The organism is Acidiferrobacterales bacterium (assembly GCA_028820695.1).
Taxonomy (GTDB): domain Bacteria; phylum Pseudomonadota; class Gammaproteobacteria; order Arenicellales; family JAJDZL01; genus JAJDZL01.
Genome location: JAPPIB010000057.1, coordinates 58,627 through 82,087, shown reverse-complemented (window position 1 = coordinate 82,087; position 23,461 = coordinate 58,627). Strand labels below are relative to the sequence as shown.

Genomic DNA, 23,461 nt, shown 5'->3' with positions numbered 1-23,461 from the left:
GATTTCCCGATGACGTGTACAGTATGATACTCATGCCGGACGGTCCAGCCGCGCGGTAATTTGCTGTGCGGCATCCGAAAACACCCAGCTGGCTCCGGACCGGATCTCGCGCGCAAGCAGATTTGTGGAGTTTACAAATCCAGTCCCCCACGGGATGCCGCTTGCATTGAGCTGCTTGCGCATTGCGCCATTCAGCAACAGGAAATGTCCGGTCAGACCGCCGATTCCCCCACTCAGGGTCTCGCGCAGCATCTGTTTGGTATTGGTGATCGCGACCAGCAGTTTCGCCTCGACCGGAACACCATCCATCGCCTTGAGTCGGGCCGCGTCCAATGACATGATATGGAAATCCCCGATCGGTTCCAATCGGTCCAGGCAGTCAACCAGTGACTTTTGGACCTCAGTGCCAGCGGCCTCATTTTTCAGTTCGATCATCAGGTGGATCCTGCCGCCGAATTCGGCGACGACCTCATCAAGTCTTGGAACCAGCGGACAGTTGTCTCGCAACTGATCGAATTCTGTACTGCTGATCTCGAGCGAGGCCGAACCGGGAAGCCGCGCTGTATCAGAATCATGAATCACGACCGGAATCTGGTCCCGTGTCCACCGGACATCAAGCTCGACTCCCCAGACACCGGCCTGACAGGCCGTCTCAAAGGCCGCCAGTGTGTTTTCGTGGGTGGTCTGCCCGCCGTCATGACAGCCGCGGTGGGCGACAAGCTTGCAGGTACCCCATTCAACTTCCGAAGCGCCCAGTCGGGGTATGTGGCGGTAAACGACATCCGCTGCCTTTTCGGCGGCTGACGTCAACTTTTTCCTCAAATCCTCCATATCCCATCACCGAATTTTGCTGGTTTGATTTTTGCGGGTCCTCAGTCCTGTGCGCCAAGGACCGAAACCACTGCATCGAGCAAGTGGCCCAACTGCGCCTGTGTGATCACAAGCGGCGGAAGCAGTCGCAGTACGGTCGAGCCTGCAGGCAATGCAAGAATCCCATTTTTTTGCAATTCCATCAGTATCGGGGTGACCTTCTGTCGCAATTCGATACCGATCATCAGGCCTTGGTGGCGGATCTGGCGGATCTGCGACAGCTCCTGCTCCCTGAGCCGGCTCACAAAATCGTCGCCGAGCTGCTCGGCGCGCGGTGCGAGCGATTCCCTTTCCATGACTTCAATGGCGGCCAGGCAGGCAGCGCTTGCGAGCGGATTGCCGCCGAACGTGCTGCCATGGGTGCCGGCTACGGTCCGGATCTTCTGATTGACCAGTACCGCCCCCATCGGCAGACCCCCTGCAATCGCCTTGGCGAGGCACAGTATGTCCGGTTCAAGTTCGAAATGCTCGCATGCGAACATCTTTCCGGTTCGGCAAAAACCCGTCTGGATCTCATCAATCACCAATAAGGCACCCGAATCGTGACAGATCCGCTGGACTGCACTGACATACTCCGCAGCTGCCGGTCGTACGCCACCCTCACCCTGAACCAGTTCCAGAATAACCGCTGCGGTATCGGAATCCACCGCCTGTTCCATCGCTTGGCGACGATTGAATGGCACTGCGACAAATCCGGGCACCAGCGGTGCGAACGGCTCCTGATACTCCTTCCTGTGTGTCGCACTCAATGCACCAAGACTTCGGCCATGAAAGCCTCGCAGCGCGCTGACCACTTTGGTCCGGCCGGTTGACTGACGGGCAAACTTGATCGCCGCTTCCACGCTCTCTGTGCCTGAATTGCACAAAAAGACACGATCCAGGCCAGCCGGCGCGATCGAGATGAGTTTTTCCATGCAACGCACCCTGACGTCATTGGCAAATGCACTGGCTACAGTGACAATGGTTCCGACCTGCTCTTGGATCGCAGCAACCAGTTCGGGGTGGCAGTGACCGATATTCGCGACGCCGACGCCGCACGTACAGTCGATGTACTGTTTACCGGTGTCATCCCACACCATCGCGCCGGACCCCCTGACCAAGGCAATCTCCCGGCTTGCGTATGATCCGGTTCCAAGCGAGGTTTCAAGCTCAGCGATAGTCATCTGTATATTGCTCCCGTTCACTGAATCATCGTACCCTTTCCTTCAATGGCGTCCAGATAAGGGGTTTCAGAGCGTCCATCCGCAATGACGACTTGCGTCGGCCCCTGCTCGAACAGTTGCCGGATGGCAAGCAGTTTTCTTCTCATTCTACCTGTCGCCGCCGCCTCGTATTCCTGAATCCGTGATGCATCGACATTATGGATCAGTGTGGACGGGTCCGTCGGGTCGGCAAGCAACCCCGGCGCCTCAATGAACTGAAAAATCCTTTTTGATCGCAGATCTCGATGCAATACCGTGATGATATTGTCATTGTCCGCATTCAGCGCCGTGCCGTCCGCGTCTGAGATCGGAATGCTCAGCACCGGCACCAGACCGCGGCCAATCAGCAGCCTCAACAACTCACTGTCGACCTGCCGCGGTTTGCCTGACAGGTCGCGCTTGATCAGAGTCTTGCCGTTTTCGCGCACCCGGATTGCGCGGTTGCGATCGCCTTCGATGACGCGTCCGTCGAGTCCGCTGATCCCAAACGCATTGACACCGTATCGTTGACAGGTCTCAACAAACCGGTTTCGTGCAAGCCCTGAATAGGACATCATGATCACATCGATCGCGTTTCGATCAGAATAAACACTATCGTATCCGGACACCGAGTGGAGCACTTGGGTCGGAGTCCCGAGTTTCCCGGCCAGCTCATCCCGCAATGCGTTGGCACCGAGCACGATGATCAACGGTTCCGTCTGCCCGGCCAGATCGCGGACCAACCCCTCAAGGTTGATGGCCGAGCCGCCGCCAACCTTGATGATGGTGGGATTGAGAGCGGATGCGGGTGCAGCCATGCTTACAGGATCCGCCGCACGATGTGATTGTCAATTGCCGTCCAGCCGGACTCACCCGCATAGGGCGCCGAACTGATGATGTGCAGGTCTTCCTGCAGCAGCTCGTGCATCTGGAAATATTCGGAATACTCATTGTATTCACTGTTCAGCCAGCCATTTTCCCGATCCGCGATGATGAAATTCATGGCCCTGACATATCTCGTCTTGCTGTTGAGCAGACGGACGGCCTCGCGGATTGCGTACAGAGTGTCACCACTGTCGTGACGCCGTACAAAATTGAAAACCTTCTCGGCGCCAATCCGACCGTCCTCCCTGATTCGCACACCGCGCAACTCGCCGTTGAAAATGAACACCCGATGACCATCAGTAAACGGCATATTGTTCGCGATCTCAATGCCCTCGTTCCGGTAGGCACTTCGCGCGTGGGCCACAAAATACCGGCAATCGATGAATTGTTCAAAGTCGTCCTCCCAGATTGGTTTGAGACTGTGATGGAAGTCCCACCGGTCCTTATTCAGCCACGCGCATCCCCATCCATGTCCCTGGTATTCCGGACTGTTCCTGGCCGTCAGGGCAAAACGTTCCAGATGGCTCTTCATGCTGACCGGATGTCCGGCATGCAGATAAAGCAGGCGACACACTGCGACCGTACCGACAGCTAGACCGGAAACAGGCCTGTGAACTCAAGTCCGGATGATTCGGGCAATCCAAACATGATGTTCATATTCTGTACCGCCTGTCCTGCGGCACCTTTCATCAGGTTGTCCAGTGCGCTGATGACGACGACCCGGCCGCCTTGCGGATCCGATTCGAATCCCACATCGCAATAATTGGTGCCGGCAAGGTGCTTCGGCTCCGGCAGACGATGCAGCCCGCTGCGGTCCCTGACGATCCTCACGAACGGCTCATGCGCATATTGACCGCGGTAGGCTTTCCAGAGCTCTTTGTCCGATGGGATGGGACCTTCGAGAAAAAGATGTGCGGTAACCGCAACTCCTCTGACCATCTCGATCGAGGTGGCGGAAAAGCTGATCCGGTCCAGCCCAAGTTCCTGGATCATCTCACCGGTATGCCGATGTCCCACCGGTCGGTAGGATCGGACTGCGCCGCGTCGCAGCGGGTGATGACTGCCGTCGCCCGACTGACTCCCGCCCTCGCTGGACCCGACTTTCGCTTCTGCGACGATGGACCGGACATCAAAAGATCGCACAACCGGCAATACACCGAGAATCAGCGCCGTCGCATTGCAGCCGGCACAGGCGACGAGATCCGAGTTGGCGATCCGTTCCCGGTGAAGCTCCGCGATGCCGTAACAGAAAAGTCCGAGCATATCCGGTCGGGCATGTGGATTGCCGTACCAGCGTTCGAAATCGACCGCGTCCGCAAACCGGAAATCGCCCCCAAGATCAATGACTTTCGGTGCAAGGCGCCTGAGGTCGTCAATTCGATTCATCGTCTGACCATGTGGCAGGCATGAAAACAGTACATCACACTGCGTGAGTTCTGCGGGTGAGCAAAACTTGACGGCTGAGGATTTTCGCAGGTTGGGATTGACCGAATACACGGGCCGGCCGGCCCGACTGGCGGATGCCACCTGGCTGATCTCGACGTGCTCATGTCCCGACAGCAGGCGGATCAGCTCGCCGCCTGTGTAGCCAGAGATCCGCCTACGACAGATGCGCGAATCATGGTCTTGGACTATCCGCTCCTGGAGATGACATATTCGACAATCTTCTCGGGAATATTCACACCGGTCGGCTCGATACTATTGCGAAACTCCATTGTGTAATTGACTTCGTTGACGAGCAGTCCGCGTTCCGACTCCAGCAGGTCGACTGCGAGGATACCACCACCGACCGCACGCGCGGCCGCCGCGGACACGCTTGCGATCTCATCGGTCACCGGGCAGTTTGATGCAACCGCACCGCGAGCCGTGTTTGTAATCCAGTGTCCGGACTCCCTGTAGATGGCGGCAATGCAATCATCACCCACAACGAAGGAGCGGATGTCGCGTCCATTCTTATCGATATATTCCTGAATATAGAAGATTGAATGCTGATAGCTGCCAAGTCGCTCCTTGTGTTCGACGATGGCTTCAGCCGCCTCGCGATCATTGACTTTCGAGAGCAGTCGGCCCCACGAGCCGACGACCGGCTTGAGTATTGCCGGGTAACCGATCTGCTCGATGGCATCGAGCGCGGATTGCGTCGAATAGGCCACACACATCCGGGGCTGCGGCACACCGGCCCGGTCCAGCTGTATTGAGGTGTCGATCTTGTCGCCGCAGATGGCTGCAACCGACGAACTGTTGATGCAGTGAATACCGGCATTCTCAAGCAACTTAAGGCTGTAGACCGCGCGCGAGTGATTGATACACCGCTCCAGCACGACATCAGGTCGCGGGTAGCGTTCCAGGTCAAAAATCAGATTGCGGTCATCGAGCATCTCCACATCAGCGGACTGTCGGCGAAGCTCCGCGAGCAACAGTTTTTCCTCAACCCGGATCAGCGAGTGCAGAAAACCGACTTTCACGTGAACTTTTCTTCAGCCAAAATCGATTGGATGACGCTCACTGACCCCAATCCTCATCCGTCTCCGGCGCCTCGGCCACTGCATCCGGATCAATGCTGACCACTTCCAGCTCGGCACCGCAGTCATCACACTCGATGAGCTCGCCCGTGATCGTATCCTGCTCGAACTCAATTGCCAGCGCGCAAACGGGACATTCCGCCATATTGTCTCTCCCTGTAAACCCCGGTATTTCAGGCCCGCTACGATTCCTGTTCGGGTGTGGGATACATCAGTATCTCATGCATGTCCACCCGGGGATGCTGCTCGACTGCGAACAGAATTGCGTTGGCGACATCCTCGACTTCCATGGCATTCGGCCTGGCCTGGGAAAAAAGTTCCGTATTGGTCACACCGGGTTCCACAAGCGTGACCCGGATGCCAGTCCCGCGAAGCTCCTCTCTCAGATTCTGACCCATTGCGGTCACCGCCCACTTGGTCGCGCCGTACATTGATCCTGCAATGGGCCGGCGGCCGGCGGCGGAGCCGAGCAACAGGATGTGACCTTTGGTCCGTTTCAGCGCCACCAGTCCGGCTCTCAGCGTCAATCCGGCACCGTAGACGTTCGTCAGGATCATTTCCTTCCAATGATCCGGGTTGCCTTCCACAAACCCGCCGCCGGACCGGTAGATGCCTGCGTTCGCCAAAATGACATCAATCTGTCCGAACCGGTCGAGTGTGCAACCGATCATTTCCTGCTGTTCATTCCATTGGGTAACGTCACACTGCACCGCAAGGGCACGTTCCGATCCACCGAGTTCCTCAGCCAGCTGATCGAGCTTTTGCCGTCTGCGCGCAGCGAGGACAACTCGAAATCCGCGCCGTGACGCCGCTCGGGCTGTCGCTGCGCCGATTCCACTGGAAGCACCGGTAATCAGAAATACCTTGTCAGCCATTTGAGATAATGCAATCTGCGGCAATTGGTCGGAAAACCATGATGGCAGAGTATTATAGAAGTATACAGACAGGCACCTTGAAATCATTCCATGCCGACGAACGTAACAGCCGAGTATAAGAAGGCCGAACAGGCATTCCGCGATGCGCGCGAGCCGACTGACCGGCTGCAGTGTCTCAAGGAGATGCTTCGGACCATCCCGAAGCACAAGGGCACCGAACACCTGCAGCGTGACATCAAGACCCGGATCAAGCAGCTCACCGACGAGCTGGCCGCGCCTAGGAAAAGCGGTGCCCGAACCGGGCCATCGTATTCGGTAAGACCGGAAGGTGCAGCGCAAATTGCTCTTTTGGGGCCGCCGAATTCGGGAAAATCCCAGCTGCACCATGTTATGACGGGCGCAAGATCGGAAGTGGGACCGTACCCATTTACCACACAGTTGCCGCTGCCGGGCATGATGCCGTATGAGGACATCTATATTCAACTGATCGACCTGCCGCCGATTTCCGAAGACTTCTTCGAACCATGGATTGTCAATTCACTCCAGCCAGCGGACGCGGCTTTGTTGATCATCGATATCACCAACCCGGAGTGTATCGATCACATTCAGCATGTCATCACACAGCTGAACAGCAAAAAAATCTGCCTCAATGACAGGTTCGAGGACGCGCAGGATGATGTTCCGCAACAGGACGATGACTTTGACGATCCATTCCGTATCGAGCTCCCAACCATACTGGTTGCCAACAAAATCGATCTGGCGGACAGTTCGGAAGAACTCGACGCACTCAACGAACTTGTGAGTCACGGCTTTCCATCGATTGCGATATCCGCACTGACCGGGAGAAATCTCGACGCGCTGTCGCGCATGCTGTTTGAGAAAATGAAGATTGTCAGGGTTTATACCAAGGTTCCGGGCAAACCTGCAGATACCGAGCGACCGTTCACACTGATCTCTGGCGGTACGGTGGCCGATGTCGCGCGGCAGGTTCACAAGGAATTCGCTCAGTCGTTTCGATTTGCGAAAGTCTGGGGGGCGCATGTGTTCGACGGGCAGCAGGTCGGACCCGACCACATTCTTCACGATCTCGATATTGTCGAGCTCCACGTCAAGTAGACAGGAAGCGGGGTTCGCATGAACGCAAAACGCAACATGGACGCGCGCGAACGAAAGATCGTCGGCGTTGTCGGAGCCGCGCATTTCTTCTCGCATTTCTATTTTCTCGTGCTGCCGCTGATGTTTCCGATTCTTTACGATGTGTATGGAATCGGTTACACGGAACTGGGAATCGGCTACGCGGTGTTCAGTGGCGCAACCTTGATTTGCCAGACTCCGATCGGATTCATTGTCGATCGCTATGGAGCCCGGCTGATCTTGATCGCCGGCGTTGCTGTGGAGTCGTTCGTCCTGGTCCTGTTCGGAGTATTCCATACCTATTTTGCATATCTGATCCTGATGGGGATTGCGGGGATTGCCAATGCTGTCTATCACCCATGCGATTACTCAATCCTGACTCGCTCGGTCAACAAGTCAAGCTTGGGAAAGGCCTTCTCGATCCATACCTTCTGCGGTCAGATGGGCAGCGCCTCAGCACCGGTTGTGATCGTACTGATCACCCTGGGGGTTGAGTGGAACCACGCCCTGATGCTGTGCGGCGTCCTTGGATTGGTGCTTGTGCTGTGCCTGTTTATCGGGTTTCGCAGTGTTGATATCCCCTCGATCACCGATTCACAGCCCGTCACTGACAATCGCAAAAGCAGCATTCGTCTCCTGCTCAGCCCTTCGATCCTGCTTGGATGGCTGTTTTTCCTGGGTTATGCAATGAGCAGTACGGGGCTGTATGACTTCTCAGTGTCCGCATTCACAGAAATCTATGCATCCCCGCTGGCACACGCCGGAGTTGTGATCTGGCTGTTTCTGCTGGCCGATGCGATCGGCATCCTATCGGCCGGATTTTTCGCACATCGCTGGGTTCGGCACGACCTTGTTGTCACCCATTGTTTCATTGGCGTCGCCGCCTGCATGTTCTTCATAACATTTGTGCCGATGCCTTTGTGGGCGCTGACCATACCGATGGTGATCGCGGGGCTGTTCTACGGTTTCATTGCGCCGTCCCGGGACGTGATCATCTCGCAACTGGCCCCTGCAAAGGATATGGGCAAGGTGTTCGGGACGGTGACAACAGGCTTCAACGCCGGCGGAATTATCGGGCCGCCCCTGTTCGGATTCCTGCTCGATCTCGGTGATCCTTATTCTATATTCTGGGGTGCGGGCGTGATCGCCCTGCTGTCCATCGCTACCGTCGTCACCCCCGCTGCCTTGCGCAGACACGGGACAGCTGTAGCCTCCCAACGCAAGTGACGCGCGACCCATGCGCAGATCAATCGTCACAACAGACACTGCAATCTCGGTCGCAAGACCCGCATCACAGGACCATTTCTGTCATGGCTGATCAATCTCTGACATGCGGCACAGCACTGATGCGGCTGGTGCGAAAGTATGGCACGGACGTTGTATTCGGAATTCCCGGCGTGCATACGCTTGAACTTTATCGCGGTATCAGCGAGGCTGGAATTCAACATATCACGCCTCGACACGAGCAGTCCGCTGGATTCATGGCCGACGGCTACGCCCGTGCCACGGGCAGGGTTGGTGTCTGCTGCCTGATCACCGGCCCGGGCGTGACCAACGCGGCAACAGCCATCGCACAGGCTTATTCCGACTCGGTACCAATGCTGGTGATCTCAAGTGTCAACAGGACAGCCAGTCTTGGCATGGGCCAAGGCGATCTGCATGAGGTTCCGGGACAGCAGGCTCTCACTGAACACTTCACCGAATTCAGCCATACGGTGCTCGATGTCGATTCCCTGCCCGAACTGATCGCTCGGGCCTATTCGGTGTACGACACATCTCGACCGCGGCCGGTGCACATTGAGATACCGATTGACCTGATCGGGCAGCCGGTCAGCTGGCAACCATCTGCGGCTTCCAGACTGATCGCACCCAACGCACCGGGGCAGGTTCTCGAACAGGCCGCGGCACTCTTAAGCGAGGCGGCCAATCCAGCGGTCATTTTGGGAGGTGGGGCGATCAACGCATCGGTTGAAGCCGAACGACTCGTCAAACTTCTGAATTCACCGGTTGTCACGACATTTTCAGCCAAAGGGGTGATTTCCGAAGACCATCCGCTGAGTCTGGGCGCCAACCTCCTGCACCCGCCGGTTCTTGATTTTCTTCAGCAGTCGGATGTTGTGCTTGCCGTCGGAACGCACTTGTCGGAAACCGACATCTGGAGTCGCGGCGGCGACATCAGATTTGACGGGAGCCTGATCCGAATTGATCTCGACCGCGGACAACTCTACCGCAACGCCATGCCTGAACTGGGCATTGTCGGCGATGCCCGACACGCATTGGGACAGCTGGCCGAACAACTCCTCCCTTTGGCCGGCGACGGTTCGCAACGAGTCCGGGATGAGAAGGCGCAACTTGTTCAGGATCTTTTGCAGCGCACACGACCTCATTGGTATGAAAATACACCGTTGCATCTTGAGGTCTGGGATGCCATTCGAAGCGCACTGCCGGATGATGGCATCGTCACCGCTGACTCGACGCAACTGGTCTACAGCGGAAACTACTGTTATCGAGCCAGACTGCCTCGTACCTATCTGACATCCACGACCGGTTACGGAACTCTTGGATATGCGCTGCCTGCGGCGATCGGCGCAAAGATAGGACGGCCTGACAGTCCCATCGTATGCGTCGCGGGCGACGGTGGGCTCATGTTCTCGATTCAGGAACTCGCCACCGCAGTCGAACATCAGTTGCCGATCGTCGTGTTATTGTGGAACAACGAGGGTTATGGAGAAATTCGAGACAATTTCAGACAGTCGGAAATTCCACTGATCGGTGTTGACCTCAAGATGCCCGACTTCATCTCGGTCGCGCAAGGGTTTGGCTGCAGCGCACTGCGGCTGGAGCGATTGCGTGATCTGCCTCAGATCATGCAAGAGGGATTCAGGTCGAATCGACCGACTTTGGTCGAAGTGCGGCCGGAAGTCATCGACTGAGGGCTGTCGGCATCCAAAGAATTGATGTCTTCAGCCGACGCGGGCTGAGCCGGAAAACCCGAATGGGAAATTCATGGGCGCGCACCCTATTTGACTACCAGATAATAAGGCCGGCCCCAAGATTCCTCAGGATTCTTCATCATCAGATCAATCAGAATCGGGACCAAAAACGCAAGAATATTCAATGAGTCCCGAATTTGTTCGCGATTGACGCTGCTGTGCCAGGTCGCAGCACCGTGAAACACCTGATTTCTCAAGACGTATAGACGATCGAATATCAATTTGAGCATCTTTCCGGTGTCTTCGTGCTTCAGCGCAGCCAGGCTCATCATCTTTGACTTGTCAAATCTGTTCTCCCAGTCATCATTGCCGGGAATATTGTTGAAATGGTTCCAGAAAGGCTGATAGACGAACTTGTTCGCCAGCAGATTGCGAATCGGATCCGGGAATCGTTGCCAGAACTCATCATAAATCACGTGATCCTTGTCGATCATTACAATCTTGTCGAAGTATTGCCCCAGGACATCTCTTTCGGTTTCGATCAGTTCATCATGATCGAGACGCTCTCGAGCATACAGCGAGTTGAACGCCAGCCAGTAGAATATGAACGCGGAATCATCGTCGGTCTGTTTCTCGGCACGCTCCAGCCAACTCAGGGAGCGATGGATCCGAAGATTCAGGTATTCGGATAAGTTCGCTTCAGATTCACTTCGCCTTCTGTACAGCTCATTGCTGTTGAGCGGGTTATTCACTGGACTGGTCTTGTGTACAGGAAAATTGATTCAATAACGTCAATTTACCATATACGTGAATCAGTTTTTCATTCCAGCGGCGTTACAGCGCGCCAGCACTGTTATCGGTACCCTGGATGAGGGACCTGGGGCGACACCCGACGAATGTCGGGGAATTCAGGGAATCAGAACGGTCGCTCCGACAGTCGTTCCGCTCTCGACGGCCCGATGCGCCTCAGCCGCGTCCTTGAGCGCATATTCGTAGTTGACATTCGCCTTGACTACGCCGTCGCCAATCGCTTCGAACAGGGTCTTGGCTGCGACATCGAGATCCTTTCTCCGGTCAACATAGTGCATGATTGCCGGACGAGTGATGAACAACGACCCCCGACGGCCCAGATCGTGAATGATGTCGACCGGGTCCGGAGGTCCGGATACATGACCATAGGCCGCACACATTCCCATAGGACGCAGACTGTCCAGTGACTGCTGCAGCGTGTCCTTGCCGATCGACTCATACACGACCGCCGCGCCTTCTCCCCCGGATACCTGCCACACCTTGTCGACAAAGCTCTCCTCGGAACGGACAACCGGATGATCACAGCCAGCTTCGTACGCGGCTTGCGCTTTGTTCTCGGTACTGACCGTTCCGACGACAGTCGCTCCAAGCGTCTTTCCCCATTGACACAGGATCTGACCCATTGCCCCAGCGGCCGCGTGGACTAAAATCGTGTCACCGGGCTGGACGCTGTAAGTCTGATGCAACAGGTAGTATGCTGTCATGCCCTTGAGCAGCAAAGCAGCAACCTGTTTATCCTCAAGTCCATCGGGAACGCGGACAAGATGCCGGATGGGATAATTTCGAACCTCTGAATAACTGCCAAGCGGGGGCACCGCGTAAGCCACCCGGTCGCCGATCTTGAATCCTGTCACTTCACTACCGATGTCTTCCACGACTCCGACAGCCTCGAAACCGATGACCACCGGACACGGTGGAACAGGCCAGGGGTGTGGAATTGCGCCGCGATGATAGGTATCAGCAAAATTGAAGCCGATGACCGTATGGCGCAGACGAACCTCGTCACAGGCTGGCGCTGAAATCGGCCAATGTTCCCACCGCATGTTTTCCGCAGGGCCCAGGGCATGAAGGACTTGAGCATACCCGCTCATGGTTTGAGAATCCGTAAGTTCAGGCTGAACGACATTGGAAGCATTTTATTGTGCAAGAAGTCGCGTTTCATTGGAAATGACATGCAAAGCCCCCACCACATCGGCTTGCCGTGCCAGATTCACAATAGGAGCCAATTGAGATTGGCACACAATGTTTCCATCTGTGGATTGACTGGTATGGGTGGTCTTGTGACAAACGCAATCGGGATGCTCCCAAACTCAGTAACCAGCCCGAATTTCTGAAATGAGGCAACTGTCGTCAAAAGATGCATTCAGTCGAACGTTCGGCACAAAGAGCGCTTGCGAAACCTTGCTTTGTGCGCGGTTGGTTTTTTCGTCAAGGGTGAGAAGCATTGAACTGCATATGCAACCGGTCTTGCTCGGGTCGGCTCGTCCAGCAACACACACGCTTCAAAGCTCGCCGTCCACCTTCAGCCGCTCATGCATGATGGGACTGGTTGTCGTGAACTGCACGCGCTGTTTGATTTCGGGATACAGATAGTGCTGCACCCCGAATGCAGCCATGGCCGCTTCGTGGAATCCGCACAGAATCAACTTCTTCTTTCCGGGATACGAAGCAATGTCACCGATCGCGAATATGCCCGCTTCACTGGTCTGGCTGTTTTCGGTGTCCACAGTGATTGTCTTGCGGTCCAGCTGCAGGCCCCACTGTGCGATCGGACCAAGATTGGGCGAAAGACCGTAGAAAACCAGCAGCTCGTCAAACTCAATATCGATCGTCTGTGGATCATCGCTGAAGGTGACGATCCGAATCCCTGAAAGCTGTCCGCTGTCCTCAAGTATCCTTTCGATACGGGCTATGTGATAGCTCATGCTGCCTGAGTCGCTATCTGCGATTTTTTTCATTTGCACAACGGAGGCTGGCTGTGCGCGAAATTCCTGTCGACGATGAACCACCACCACGCTTGAGGCAATGCCATGAAGCTCCAGCGCCCAGTCGAGCGCCGAGTCGCCGCCCCCTAGAATCGCCACTCTCTTGCCGCGGTACTTGTTCTTGTCACTGACGTGATAATTGAGATTCTGACCGGCATGCTGCGCAGCGCCCGGTGTACGTAACGGACGTGCGTCAAATGCACCGAGGCCGCCTGCGATGACGATGGTTCCAGCATCAAATTCGGTACCCGACGATGTGGTCACGTCAAACCTCCCGTCATCACGCTTGAGCACACCTGTGACCTGTTCACCGAGCACATACTCGGGTTCAAACGGCGATGCCTGCTTTACCAGCAGATCAACCAGTTCCTGTCCGCCTACCACAGGATAGCCCGGTATGTCATAGATCGGCTTGTCGGCATAGAGTGTTGAGCACTGCCCCCCGGTCATCGACAGGGAATCGACGATATGACATTTGATTCCAAGCAATCCAAGCTCAAAAATCTGAAACAGGCCACAGGGACCCGCTCCTACAATTACAGACTCAGTGTTTATTTTCATCGAGAACGCTCTCAAAGACTTCGGAATTGGTAATACGACTCTTGCACCATGGTGAATCCAGCGATGCTTCGGGCGTGAACGGTCATCACTTCGACAGTCTTTGGATTATACCCGCAAACTGCGGTAGTGATTTTCAGCACAGAGTCCCAGTTTGCGCCAGCCGCGACTCAGGCACCGGGCAAAACTTGATAATAGCCGTTCTGCGATACAACATTCATCGAAGTTTCGTAAAGATCACTCAGCTTGTCATCGGTCAATAGTTCCTGCTTTTCGCCAAAGCCGACAATCCGGCCATGTTTCACCAACACGACAAGCGAGACTTCCGGTGGGATTTCATGGATATGATGGGTGACCAGCACAAGTTGCTTTCCGTCCGCAATCAGACATCTGATAATTCGCAAATACTGGAAGGTAGCATTCAGGTCCAGTCCGCTCGTGGGCTCATCGAGGACCAGTGTGCCCGGATCGCTTACCAATGCCCTGGCGAGCAGAAATCTTCGCTGTTCGCCGGTTGACATACGCGAGTATTCGTCCGCGCGAAGATGGTTGATTCCCAAATTCTTCATGATGCGGGTCGCAAGTTCAGTCCATGAGGACTCAATCTGCTGGTGGTCATATAAGCCGACACTTGAGTGAAATCCCGACATGACAACTTCGATCCCCTTCACATAACCCAGATAGCGATTCTGCAGGTCCTGTGAGATAAACCCGAGATTCCGTCTCAGTTCCCAGACATTCCAAGTGTCTTGGCCGAGAATCCTGACCCATGAATCTTCATTTCGCACCGGATACAGTTCACGCATCAGCACTTTCAGCAACGTAGACTTCCCTGCCCCGTTCGGGCCCAATATCGCGATGCTCCGGTCGCGCGGAAGCTGCAGCGAAAACTCACTGAGGATCTTCGAGCTGCCTCGATACACCGTCACGTTGTGCATATCAATGAGATAATTGTCAGTCACCCGGTGTAATCTCCGAATTTCGTGAAACAGGAATTTCCGATAGAATATTGTACGGCGAGACGGCGGCGAAGTCAGTGTCGCACCAACTTTACAGATCTGAAGTCAATCCGATTCAATGGCTCTTCTCATTACCGACGAATGCATCAACTGTGATGTATGTGAACCGGAATGCCCGAACGATGCAATCTACATGGGTCCGGAAATCTATGAGATCGAGCCGGCGCTGTGCACCGAGTGCGTCGGGCATTTCGAAACCCAGCAGTGCGTGGATATCTGCCCGGTTGAATGCATCATCGTCGACCCGGATCACACCGAAACTGAAACCCAGCTGCTGGAAAAATACCGACGCATCATCGCTGACATACCGGTTGTCGACAAGCGGTCATGACTCATTTCTGACAGGTCCGGCAGTAATAGGTTGAACGTTGTCCGATCGTCTTCCTGCTGATCGGGGTCTGGCATGACTTGCAGGCCTTGCCCGCCCTTTCGTAAACCGCAAGCTCCTGTCTGAAGTATCCAGGCGCTCCATAGCCATTGACAAAATCTCTCAGGGTGGTTCCGCCTGCAGTGATCGCATCGCTCAACGTATCTTCGATCGCCTTGACCAAACGATGGTATTTCGGCCTGGAGATCCGACTGGCACGCGTCCCAGGGCGGATGCCGGCGCGGAACAGAGCTTCTGAAGCATAGATATTGCCGACACCGACTACAACGCGACTGTCCATGATCAGATTCTTCACAGCAGTTCGGCGAGCCCTTGACACCGCATAAAGATAATCCGCGTTGAATCCGTCCGCCAGCGGTTCCGGACCGAGATTTCTCAACAACTTGAATTGTGCCGGGTTGCCCTCGATCCACAAAACGCACCCGAACCGACGCGGATCGTGAAAGCGGAGCGCTCTTTCGTTGTCAATTTCAAGGTCGACATGATCATGAAACTTGTAATGTTCACCGCTGGCCGCGAATCTCAGACTTCCGGACATGCCAAGATGAATGAGAATGTGTCCGGATTCAACCCCGATCAGAATGTACTTCGCACGTCGACTGACGCTCGTCACCTGCCTGTTGATGATGTGGTCCGCGAGTGTTTCGGGTATCGGCCAGCGCAGTCTGGATTCACGCACAACAAGATTCGTGATCCTGCGTCCGACCAGCAAGGGTGAGATTCCGCGAACAGTTGTTTCGACTTCAGGGAGCTCAGGCATGATTTAAAATATTGCGATATTCATTTTCCTGTATCTGAAGGGCATTTTCTCATAAAGCGGAAATTTCCATGTCCGAATTTCAAGTCAGAAATCTGTCGTCACAACGAGACTACACCGTCCGTCCTGACGAAACAATTCTCGACGCCATATTGCGCCAGGGTGTCGCAGTTCCCTACAGTTGCAGAAATGGAACGTGTGCAGCGTGCAAATCAACGCTGGTCTCAGGCAAGGTTGCTTATGATCCGTACGACAAGTCCGCCATGACGGATGCCGAACGGGAAGCCGGTGCCATCTTATTGTGCCGTGCACGGCCGATAGAAGATCTCGAGGTTCGCGCCGAGGAGATCCCAACACTATCCAACATCAGCATCCAGAAACTGCCGTGCCGGGTGCAGGCGCTCAACCTTCTGGCTCATGATGTGATGGAGCTTACACTGCAGTTGCCCGGTGAGGCATTCTTCAACTACATTCCCGGCCAATACATCGACGTGATGATGCGGGATCAGCGACGCCGCGGATTCTCAATCGCCAATCCGCCGAATGGCGAATCACTGACTTTGCATGTTCGCCACGTTCCGAATGGACGATTCACCACACATATCTTTCAATCCATGAAGTCGCGCGACATCCTTCGATTCGAAGGACCGCTCGGCACTTTTTTTCTGCGCAAGGACTCCGAACGTCCGGTCATCCTGATTGCGGGTGGAACAGGATTCGCGCCACTGAACGCGATGATCGAGGATGCGCTGGGCAATGGCAACATGCGTCCAATGCACCTATTCTGGGGCGTGCGTGCCTATCGCGACCTGTATTTGTACGAGACAGTACAAGCGTGGGCTGAGCAGGCGCCAGCCAGCTTTCGGTTCACACCGGTCTTGTCAGAGCCGATGGAACAGGACAACTGGACGGGCGAGACAGGCTGGGTACACGAATCCGTGCTCCATCATTACCCTGACCTGACTGACTATGATGTCTACGCCAGCGGACCGCCGCCGATGATCGATGTCATCCGCGAGACATTTCCAGACCACGGACTTGACGCAAGTCATCTGTATTACGATTCGTTCGAGTTTTCCACCGATACGCTCTATCCATCGGTATCGGAAAACTGAACCAGGCGTGATGCTAGTCGGCCGAACCGGATAGCGCTTTGCGGTAGGCGTCCACAGCTTCGTCTATACGACGTTGCGCCAGAAGCAGTTTTCCGAGTGCTTCCGTGGCCTCAGTTCTGCCCCCATTGTCAGCGGAGGCCCGCAGATGTTCCACTGCCTTGTCCGGGAGCTCGTTGCGGATTGCGAGTTTTCCGACTGTCAGCAGCAACTCCGGATCTTCCGGATGTTCCGCCAGCCATTTGCCGGCCGTTTCATACAACTCGCTGTCACTCAGATTGCCGCCAATCAAACCATATAAATATGCCAGCTCAGAATGCCAGTTGCGAGCGAGCAATCGCCGGATGACTTGTTCCGCTTCCTGATGACGATCGAACTCGAGCAGCCGGCGAACATACAATCCACTGAATTCCACCATGTTCTGCTCGCGTGACGAAATTCCTTTCCAGACCTTGAACAGCTCGCTGGCGGTCTGCGCTGAGCGCAAGCGGTTGTTAAGCACGCGCGAGTCCAATAGCTTGAGTTCATCGGGCGTAAGGGCTTTCGATTTCTGCAAGTGAGGTCGAAGCTGAGCCAAAGCCGTCCAGTCGCCGGTTTTCTGATAGGCTTCAGCCAGCATTGCAAACGCGACCGGATAGTTTGGAAGATGCGAGCATAATCGTTTCAGCGCCTCGATCGCCTCCTCATGTTCACCGCTAGCGATCTGAAACTGGCAATTTACAAGCTCCACGACATGCTTGTGATCCGAATTGCTTCCCTTGGCCTTTTCGAGATACTCCTGTCTTTTTTTCGAATCACCGCGCTTTTCTGCCGCGAAAGCGGCCGCAAGATAGTTGAATTCAGGCTCGGGCAGATGCCTCGCCATACTGCTCAATAACTTTTCAGCCCGGTCCCAGTCACCCAGCAGAAGAAACTTCAGCCCCTGGCCGGTCCTGATCAATCTTTTTGCATCCTTGTACTCTCGATACGAACGGCCGATACGACGGGGGATTCCCAAAATGGCAGAAACAACATCGAACACCAGATACAAGACAACGATGAATAGAAAGATCGCCGCGACAGCAAAAATCAAGGAAGTCTCGATCTGCCATTCACTCCACTGCAGAAATACGTAGCCGGGCTCGCCCAGCGTAGAGAGCGTCACAACAGAGACAATGGCAGTCAGAATCAGCAATAGAATCATATAGATCATGGCACTACTCCACGATCGCCGATTCAAGCGCCTGTTCCAGAAGCTCAATGGAACGGGAAAGGTCTGGAATGTCCAGCACGATGTCGGTTGCGATCAATGCGCTGACCTCGCTGGAAAATTCGGCAACCACAGACGAGTCCGAAGAGAACTGTTGTCCGACTGAAGCCCTGACATACTCAAGATTGGCCTCAAACAACTGCTGATCGGATCGTATTGCCGCGGATTGCGCCGCGAACAGCGCCGACTTCAGGTTTTCCACCACATTGATTATCATGTCCGGCCTGAGCAGTGACTGTTCAGACGGATCGATCTTCTTCACGCGTACCAACGACTGGATATCCGTCCAGACTTCCGTGATTAGTCCAGAGCCCATCGAACTGTCCACCTCAACAGGCTGGTCGGGCATCGCATTGTCGTCGCCATCATCTTGCAGCATCGAAGCGGCTGACAGATCCAGCGGCAGCTGCTCGACATCAACGGCCAACCTCAACAAGCGACTCGAAACGTCACCCAAATCTATCGGTACAAGATTCTCAAGCGCTGCAATCTCCTCCTCAATTGCCAGTTTTGCGTCGAACAGTCCCGGGTTGGAAATGGTCTGGAGCTGATCTTCGACCGCCCGCCAGACCACCAACGCGGAGTTCACATTCCCGTCGATCTCAATCCGATGCCGGGCCAGTACCATCAGAAAGATAATTTCCTGAACTCTCCACTCGTCTGTCTCATCGTCCTGATTCTCATAAATCGCGGACAGCGAGGCCTTGACATCTTCAAGCTGTCGCGTCAATTGCTCGAATGATTGCTGCATTTCGCTCTCGAGGCGTTCGATCTTCCCATCCCGGTCTTCAACCTCGTCGTCCAGACCCTGCAACCCGGCAATCAGTTCGTCTTTCTGCCGGGAGATGCTTTCAGTCAGTTCCGAGATCTGACTGTCGACATCCTGAATGAATTCACTCTCGGAAGCGAACTGGGGAAGAATCCTGAATTCCTGTTGATAAAACAGGTAACCGGCACCACCGAGCGAAACCAGGGACAACAGCAATGCGACAAAAATCCAGAACTTTGCACCGGAACTTGTTTGCTTGGGTTTACGCGCTCGCTTCGCTTTATCGGATTGACCGGATGACCCGCGTGAGTCGGGTTGTGTCGATTCTTCAGCCATCTTAAAACCTACTCCAATTTGTTCTCATTGTCATGACTCGTCAAAGTCCACTGGCGATGTTCATGTCTTGAGCCTGAACGGAATTCTCAATCGCCGCGATGACCGCATCATCGCACGACTCGCTGGCAACGACCACCTGATCAAAGCCTTCAGAGCATATGCGGTCCGCGATTCTCTCACTGTAAGTAATCATACATGATGCCCTCAACCGGTCTGACAGTTGTGTGCCCAATATGCTGAACAGATTGGTGGCGCCAGACACGCTGGTGATCACAACGTAGCCGATCGAGCCCTGACCCAGATACTCGGCAACAGGCCCGATATCAACATCGGGACATTTTCTGCGATACACAACAAAATGTGCAACCGAGGGAGAGCCCCGATGCCGCAGGAGATCCGACAATTTCTTGGAATTCGCGCCGCCGCCGTCGATCACCATGGACGGTGTCCGAGCAAGATTCTGCATTCTGTCCATTTCCATCAGATGGGTGATGCCATGGGCTGATTCGGGATAGATCGCGCAATCGATGCCGAATGAATTTTCTATCGCCTGTGCCGTCTTGCGGCCGACCGCAGCACATTCGAGAACACGCGGCCATGCGGCATTGCTGTCTCGCAGCCACTCGGCTACCGCATCCACTGCATTTCGACTGGTGAATATTGCAAGCTTTCGCTCCGAATCTGCGCACAGGACAGCCGGAAGACCCGAAGCCTCCACGGTGTATTCAACCTGTACGGTCGGCAGCGCGATGGCGTGTCCGCCGCGCAACTCGATTTCGCCGATCAGATATCCGGCGTAGGCAGACGGTCGTGTGACCAGTACACTGACCCCTTCCAAACTCCTGCAGGTCCCAGAATCAATCCGTCTTCCAGGCATTGAGAATCTCCTGCGCGCCCTGTCGGTCCAGATCACCCGCCAAGGTGTGTGCGACCGCTTTGGCATCATCAGTCGCACCTTCTATGGATGACTGTATCCGTGTGCTGCCGTCAACACTTCCAACAAACGCAGACAACCTGATCCTTTCATTGTCGGCCGAGGCATGAATTCCTATCGGTGCAACACAACTGCCGCCCAATTCCCGGTTGGTCAGTCGTTCAGCCTGTACAGCGATACTGCTGTATTCGTGATTCAATGGCGCAATCAGCTCCTGAATCCGGATGTCGGACCTGCGGCATTCAATCCCCAGCGCGCCTTGCCCCGGGGAGGGGACATGATCCGTGCCGTCAAGTATCTGTGCGACTCGATATTCCAGACCCAGCCGTTTCAGTCCTGAAACCGCAAGTATTATTGCGTCGAATTCACCTGCATCAAGCCGATTGAGACGGGTCGTCACATTGCCCCGCAGGGTGAGAAACTGTAAATCCGGACGAATACCCTGCAATTGGCTTTTGCGGCGCACACTGCATGTTCCGATCGTCGCATTGGCAGGCAACTGATCAATTGACCCATAACGATTGGATACCAATGCGTCGTATGGATTGCCGCGATCAAGAATGACATCGATACACAATTCCGGGTCCAGATGGACGGTAACGTCTTTCATGGAATGGACCGCGATATCCACCTTCTCCTCATGGAGACTGCGTTCGAGCTCCTTGATAAAAAGACCCTTGCCTCCTATTTGCGACAGTGTGACATCAAGCCTTCGATCACCTTCGGTCTTGACGGGCACGACTTCGATCCGAACTTCGGGGTGAAGATTCCTAAGGCTTTCGGCAACATGATTCGCCTGCCACAACGCCAAGTCACTGCCCCGTGTTCCTACCAGGATGTTCTGCACGCACATTACCCTCGAATCGGTCTATACCAGGCCGTACGTCTCAACCCGAATCATCAGGCAATACCGATTCCGGGAAAGAAAGAACAACAAAAGCCATGATCATATCTATGTTCCAAATGCCGCCGCCAAGTCCGGATGTCATTATAAATGAATAGCGACAAGGCATTATTGACGCTCATCGCCGACCGCAGCGGAAGTTTGTCCGGTCAGACCAAGAGGAAGATCGCCGCGCCCAGTGCCAATCGGTACAGCACGAATGGCATCATTCCGACACGCTCTATGAATTGCAGGAAGCAGCGTATGCAAAGGTATGCGACAACGGCAGAAATCACAGCCGAATATGCGAATACCGGCCAGTCAGTCACGGAATCCGACGTCACCAGAGTCAGAAACTGCCATCCCCCGGCCATCGCAATTGCTGGAATTGCCAGGAGGAACGCGAATTTTGCAGATTCCTTCCTCGAGAGTCCCAGCAACAGACCAACGGTGATCGTCATGCCTGATCTTGAAGTACCAGGAATCAGAGCAACGGCTTGTCCCAGTCCAATCAGCACAGCATCCTTCCAGCTCAGTGAATTCAGGCTGCGTCCGCCCCTGCGAAATCGATCCGCGTACCACAGCAGTAACGCAAACAACACGGTTGCTGATGCAATGACAACAGGACTTCTGAGTTCGTTCTCGACCAATTCATGGAACAGCGCCCCGGCCAGCGCAACCGGAATACTGGCGATAACGATAAGCCAGCCCATTTTCGCTTCCGCTGAGTCGTCTCGCCCCGAAAGTGATTTCAGCCATGCGACAAGAATTTTCCGGATGTCATCGCGAAAGTAGGTGAGCGACGCGGCGAGCGTTCCTGCGTGCACTGCGATGTCAAATGCAAGTCCCTGATCACGCCAGCCAAAAATGTGCGGCACAATGACCAGATGAGCTGAACTCGATATCGGCAGAAATTCAGTTGCACCCTGTATGAATGCGAGAAAACTGGAACTGAGAAATTCTGTCATCGAACCAACACCAGACCGGAAATCGTATCAGTTTCCCGCTCCGAAATTCGGGTCGGAAACACCTAGACGATGGGTCCGATCAGACAATTCAAACCCCAATCCGGTTGAATTGAAGTTCTTGGTCAGTTCCATCACCTTGAAAATCTCACCCATTTCTTGCGGACTGCTCAACTTGTCGAGCTCGCGGGCATGCTGTGCGGAATTCTGCGTTGCCTGTTCGAGTGCCGCGCCGATCACTGCGATGTCAACGACAAAACTGCCAAGATTGGTGAACCCATTGACTTCCATTCCCATTTCAGCGGCGGCCCGGGCCAGTCCCGTGTAATTGACGTGGGCCGTGATATCCTGACAGCCGATATAGGCAAAAGGATCATACACAAGCCTGTGTCGTCGGTGACAGACCAAAGTTCCCTGATTCCTGTCGTGATGGTAGTACTCGTGCTCAGGAAACCCATAGTCAGCGATCAGAATCGACCCGGATCGCATCATTTGTGCCAATGTGCGGATCCATGCTTCAGCCTGGCAGTGAATCTCGGAGAAGTATTCGTCATCGAACTCCAGCAGATTCAGCGCGTTGATGGACTTTCGGAAATCCGGCCGAACGGGTGTACGGTATTCCAATCCAAGACCGCCATCGGTCTCGACGACAAACCCCTGTCGGCACTCATCACCCGCCTTGAAAAACAGTTCAACTGGCATGGCATCAATGACCTCATTCGCGATCACGATGCCATCGAATCCCGATTGCGGCAGTGTTTCCCGCCACTCAATCTTGTGACCGACCTGATGTCCCGCACGGCTGAAGGTGTCTTTTTGAATTTCCCTGAGCACCGGACTGACTTCAACGATCACATAATTTTCGATGTCAACATTTCGGCGATGCAATTGTTCGAGAATCTGCATCGCCAAGGTCCCATTGCCCGCGCCAAACTCGTACAACACGGGCGGATTTTCAAACTGTGTGCGACAGTCCGCAATCTTGCTCGCAAGAACAATACCGAACACTTCCCCAAGTTCCGGTGCGGTAATGAAGTCACCCCCGGCACCGACTACCCGTCCTGCGGAGGTATAGTAACCGCAGTTCGGTGCATACAGGGCGAGATTCATATAGCTCGAAAATGGAATCGCCTGGTGGTCCGAACTTGCAATCTGCTCCTGAATCAACGCGCTGAGCATACGGGAACGCTCATGCTCTTCAGCAGACATTTCGAGGTCCACGGCCAGGCGGGCATTGTCAGAATGCGTTTTCATATCGATATGAATGTACCGGTCGCCATTATATTGTTGAAAACA

General features: G+C 54.7%; 24 protein-coding genes. 5 read left to right on the top strand and 19 right to left on the bottom strand.

Annotated features, from left to right (window positions below):
• Positions 1 to 30: 30 nt before the first annotated feature.
• The 8 genes from OXI60_12220 to OXI60_12185 all read right to left on the bottom strand — a co-directional run bounded on the left by OXI60_12220 (position 31) and on the right by OXI60_12185 (position 6,333).
• Positions 31 to 810, bottom strand: a complete 780-nt coding sequence (locus tag OXI60_12220; GenBank protein ID MDE0310577.1) for a glycerophosphodiester phosphodiesterase — start codon at positions 808 to 810, stop codon at positions 31 to 33.
• A 62-nt stretch (positions 811 to 872) separates the two neighbouring features.
• The gene (locus tag OXI60_12215) at positions 873 to 2,033 is read right to left on the bottom strand and encodes an acetylornithine/succinylornithine family transaminase (protein ID MDE0310576.1); all 1,161 of its coding nucleotides are present in this window, start codon (positions 2,031 to 2,033) and stop codon (positions 873 to 875) included.
• Positions 2,034 to 2,050: 17 nt separating this feature from the next.
• A complete protein-coding gene (locus OXI60_12210) occupies positions 2,051 to 2,869 on the bottom strand; it encodes a hypothetical protein (protein MDE0310575.1) in 819 nt (272 codons plus the stop codon).
• A gap of 2 nt (positions 2,870 to 2,871) precedes the next feature.
• Entirely contained in the window at positions 2,872 to 3,468 is a 597-nt protein-coding gene (locus OXI60_12205; GenBank protein ID MDE0310574.1) for a hypothetical protein, read from the bottom strand.
• Between the two features lie 59 nt (positions 3,469 to 3,527).
• Positions 3,528 to 4,532 (bottom strand): N-acetyl-gamma-glutamyl-phosphate reductase, encoded by a 1,005-nt coding sequence (gene argC / locus OXI60_12200; GenBank protein MDE0310573.1) that lies wholly within the window; start codon positions 4,530 to 4,532, stop codon positions 3,528 to 3,530.
• A 35-nt stretch (positions 4,533 to 4,567) separates the two neighbouring features.
• Positions 4,568 to 5,401: a lysine biosynthesis protein LysX gene (lysX, locus tag OXI60_12195; GenBank protein ID MDE0310572.1), complete on the bottom strand. Its 834-nt coding sequence runs from the start codon at positions 5,399 to 5,401 to the stop codon at positions 4,568 to 4,570.
• 37 nt (positions 5,402 to 5,438) lie between these two features.
• Complete coding sequence (gene lysW / locus OXI60_12190; GenBank protein MDE0310571.1) at positions 5,439 to 5,603, bottom strand: lysine biosynthesis protein LysW; 165 nt, start codon at positions 5,601 to 5,603, stop codon at positions 5,439 to 5,441.
• Between the two features lie 37 nt (positions 5,604 to 5,640).
• Positions 5,641 to 6,333, bottom strand: coding sequence for an SDR family oxidoreductase (locus tag OXI60_12185; protein ID MDE0310570.1), 693 nt, complete (start codon positions 6,331 to 6,333; stop codon positions 5,641 to 5,643).
• A 90-nt stretch (positions 6,334 to 6,423) separates the two neighbouring features.
• On the opposite strand from OXI60_12185, the gene OXI60_12180 reads away from it, so the two are divergent.
• The 3 genes from OXI60_12180 (at position 6,424) to OXI60_12170 (ending at position 10,400) form a co-directional block, all read left to right on the top strand.
• Positions 6,424 to 7,449, top strand: coding sequence for a TGS domain-containing protein (locus OXI60_12180; GenBank protein MDE0310569.1), 1,026 nt, complete (start codon positions 6,424 to 6,426; stop codon positions 7,447 to 7,449).
• Positions 7,450 to 7,467: 18 nt separating this feature from the next.
• A complete protein-coding gene (locus tag OXI60_12175; protein ID MDE0310568.1) occupies positions 7,468 to 8,694 on the top strand; it encodes an MFS transporter in 1,227 nt (408 codons plus the stop codon).
• Positions 8,695 to 8,777: 83 nt separating this feature from the next.
• Positions 8,778 to 10,400, top strand: coding sequence for a 5-guanidino-2-oxopentanoate decarboxylase (locus tag OXI60_12170; GenBank protein ID MDE0310567.1), 1,623 nt, complete (start codon positions 8,778 to 8,780; stop codon positions 10,398 to 10,400).
• Between the two features lie 86 nt (positions 10,401 to 10,486).
• On the opposite strand, the gene OXI60_12165 is transcribed toward OXI60_12170, so the two are convergent.
• The 4 genes from OXI60_12165 to OXI60_12150 all read right to left on the bottom strand — a co-directional run bounded on the left by OXI60_12165 (position 10,487) and on the right by OXI60_12150 (position 14,715).
• Positions 10,487 to 11,152: a HEPN domain-containing protein gene (locus tag OXI60_12165; protein MDE0310566.1), complete on the bottom strand. Its 666-nt coding sequence runs from the start codon at positions 11,150 to 11,152 to the stop codon at positions 10,487 to 10,489.
• A 156-nt stretch (positions 11,153 to 11,308) separates the two neighbouring features.
• Entirely contained in the window at positions 11,309 to 12,301 is a 993-nt protein-coding gene (locus OXI60_12160; protein ID MDE0310565.1) for a quinone oxidoreductase, read from the bottom strand.
• A 411-nt stretch (positions 12,302 to 12,712) separates the two neighbouring features.
• Positions 12,713 to 13,756 carry an NAD(P)/FAD-dependent oxidoreductase gene (locus OXI60_12155; protein ID MDE0310564.1) on the bottom strand — a complete coding sequence of 348 codons (1,044 nt, stop codon included), beginning with the start codon at positions 13,754 to 13,756 and terminating at the stop codon, positions 12,713 to 12,715.
• A 167-nt stretch (positions 13,757 to 13,923) separates the two neighbouring features.
• Positions 13,924 to 14,715 carry an ATP-binding cassette domain-containing protein gene (locus OXI60_12150; GenBank protein ID MDE0310563.1) on the bottom strand — a complete coding sequence of 264 codons (792 nt, stop codon included), beginning with the start codon at positions 14,713 to 14,715 and terminating at the stop codon, positions 13,924 to 13,926.
• A 115-nt stretch (positions 14,716 to 14,830) separates the two neighbouring features.
• Here OXI60_12150 and OXI60_12145 point away from each other — a divergent pair, with 115 nt between their 5' ends.
• Positions 14,831 to 15,103: a YfhL family 4Fe-4S dicluster ferredoxin gene (locus OXI60_12145; protein MDE0310562.1), complete on the top strand. Its 273-nt coding sequence runs from the start codon at positions 14,831 to 14,833 to the stop codon at positions 15,101 to 15,103.
• A 1-nt stretch (position 15,104) separates the two neighbouring features.
• Here the strand turns inward: OXI60_12145 and mutM are convergent, their stop codons facing one another.
• Entirely contained in the window at positions 15,105 to 15,920 is an 816-nt protein-coding gene (gene mutM, locus OXI60_12140; GenBank protein MDE0310561.1) for a bifunctional DNA-formamidopyrimidine glycosylase/DNA-(apurinic or apyrimidinic site) lyase, read from the bottom strand.
• A gap of 68 nt (positions 15,921 to 15,988) precedes the next feature.
• On the opposite strand from mutM, the gene OXI60_12135 reads away from it, so the two are divergent.
• Positions 15,989 to 17,032, top strand: coding sequence for a CDP-6-deoxy-delta-3,4-glucoseen reductase (locus tag OXI60_12135; protein MDE0310560.1), 1,044 nt, complete (start codon positions 15,989 to 15,991; stop codon positions 17,030 to 17,032).
• Between the two features lie 13 nt (positions 17,033 to 17,045).
• On the opposite strand, the gene OXI60_12130 is transcribed toward OXI60_12135, so the two are convergent.
• The 6 genes from OXI60_12130 to OXI60_12105 all read right to left on the bottom strand — a co-directional run bounded on the left by OXI60_12130 (position 17,046) and on the right by OXI60_12105 (position 23,419).
• Positions 17,046 to 18,221, bottom strand: a complete 1,176-nt coding sequence (locus OXI60_12130) for a tetratricopeptide repeat protein (protein MDE0310559.1) — start codon at positions 18,219 to 18,221, stop codon at positions 17,046 to 17,048.
• A gap of 4 nt (positions 18,222 to 18,225) precedes the next feature.
• Positions 18,226 to 19,383 (bottom strand): uroporphyrinogen-III C-methyltransferase, encoded by a 1,158-nt coding sequence (locus OXI60_12125; GenBank protein MDE0310558.1) that lies wholly within the window; start codon positions 19,381 to 19,383, stop codon positions 18,226 to 18,228.
• 40 nt (positions 19,384 to 19,423) lie between these two features.
• Positions 19,424 to 20,260 (bottom strand): uroporphyrinogen-III synthase, encoded by an 837-nt coding sequence (locus OXI60_12120; GenBank protein MDE0310557.1) that lies wholly within the window; start codon positions 20,258 to 20,260, stop codon positions 19,424 to 19,426.
• Complete coding sequence (gene hemC, locus OXI60_12115; protein MDE0310556.1) at positions 20,241 to 21,164, bottom strand: hydroxymethylbilane synthase; 924 nt, start codon at positions 21,162 to 21,164, stop codon at positions 20,241 to 20,243. Before hemC ends, OXI60_12120 begins: the two co-directional genes overlap by 20 nt.
• 206 nt (positions 21,165 to 21,370) lie before the next feature.
• Positions 21,371 to 22,168, bottom strand: coding sequence for an undecaprenyl-diphosphate phosphatase (locus OXI60_12110; GenBank protein ID MDE0310555.1), 798 nt, complete (start codon positions 22,166 to 22,168; stop codon positions 21,371 to 21,373).
• Between the two features lie 27 nt (positions 22,169 to 22,195).
• A complete protein-coding gene (locus OXI60_12105; protein MDE0310554.1) occupies positions 22,196 to 23,419 on the bottom strand; it encodes an SAM-dependent methyltransferase in 1,224 nt (407 codons plus the stop codon).
• Positions 23,420 to 23,461: the final 42 nt, after the last annotated feature.

Bases quoted from the DNA above. Each gene is read 5' to 3' on its own strand.
- mutM (MDE0310561.1), bottom strand. From the start codon at position 15,920: ATGCCTGAGCTCCCTGAAGTCGAAACAACTGTTCGCGGAATCTCACCC.
- OXI60_12130 (MDE0310559.1), bottom strand. From the start codon at position 18,221: ATGATCTATATGATTCTATTGCTGATTCTGACTGCCATTGTCTCTGTT.
- lysW (MDE0310571.1), bottom strand. From the start codon at position 5,603: ATGGCGGAATGTCCCGTTTGCGCGCTGGCAATTGAGTTCGAGCAGGAT.
- OXI60_12135 (MDE0310560.1), top strand. From the start codon at position 15,989: ATGTCCGAATTTCAAGTCAGAAATCTGTCGTCACAACGAGACTACACC.
- OXI60_12160 (MDE0310565.1), bottom strand. From the start codon at position 12,301: ATGAGCGGGTATGCTCAAGTCCTTCATGCCCTGGGCCCTGCGGAAAAC.
- OXI60_12145 (MDE0310562.1), top strand. From the start codon at position 14,831: ATGGCTCTTCTCATTACCGACGAATGCATCAACTGTGATGTATGTGAA.
- OXI60_12170 (MDE0310567.1), top strand. From the start codon at position 8,778: ATGGCTGATCAATCTCTGACATGCGGCACAGCACTGATGCGGCTGGTG.
- OXI60_12125 (MDE0310558.1), bottom strand. From the start codon at position 19,383: ATGGCTGAAGAATCGACACAACCCGACTCACGCGGGTCATCCGGTCAA.
- OXI60_12215 (MDE0310576.1), bottom strand. From the start codon at position 2,033: ATGACTATCGCTGAGCTTGAAACCTCGCTTGGAACCGGATCATACGCA.
- OXI60_12105 (MDE0310554.1), bottom strand. From the start codon at position 23,419: ATGAAAACGCATTCTGACAATGCCCGCCTGGCCGTGGACCTCGAAATG.
- OXI60_12210 (MDE0310575.1), bottom strand. From the start codon at position 2,869: ATGGCTGCACCCGCATCCGCTCTCAATCCCACCATCATCAAGGTTGGC.
- OXI60_12180 (MDE0310569.1), top strand. From the start codon at position 6,424: ATGCCGACGAACGTAACAGCCGAGTATAAGAAGGCCGAACAGGCATTC.
- OXI60_12185 (MDE0310570.1), bottom strand. From the start codon at position 6,333: ATGGCTGACAAGGTATTTCTGATTACCGGTGCTTCCAGTGGAATCGGC.
- OXI60_12110 (MDE0310555.1), bottom strand. From the start codon at position 22,168: ATGACAGAATTTCTCAGTTCCAGTTTTCTCGCATTCATACAGGGTGCA.
- OXI60_12155 (MDE0310564.1), bottom strand. From the start codon at position 13,756: ATGAAAATAAACACTGAGTCTGTAATTGTAGGAGCGGGTCCCTGTGGC.
- OXI60_12120 (MDE0310557.1), bottom strand. From the start codon at position 20,260: ATGCCTGGAAGACGGATTGATTCTGGGACCTGCAGGAGTTTGGAAGGG.
- OXI60_12205 (MDE0310574.1), bottom strand. From the start codon at position 3,468: ATGAAGAGCCATCTGGAACGTTTTGCCCTGACGGCCAGGAACAGTCCG.
- OXI60_12175 (MDE0310568.1), top strand. From the start codon at position 7,468: ATGAACGCAAAACGCAACATGGACGCGCGCGAACGAAAGATCGTCGGC.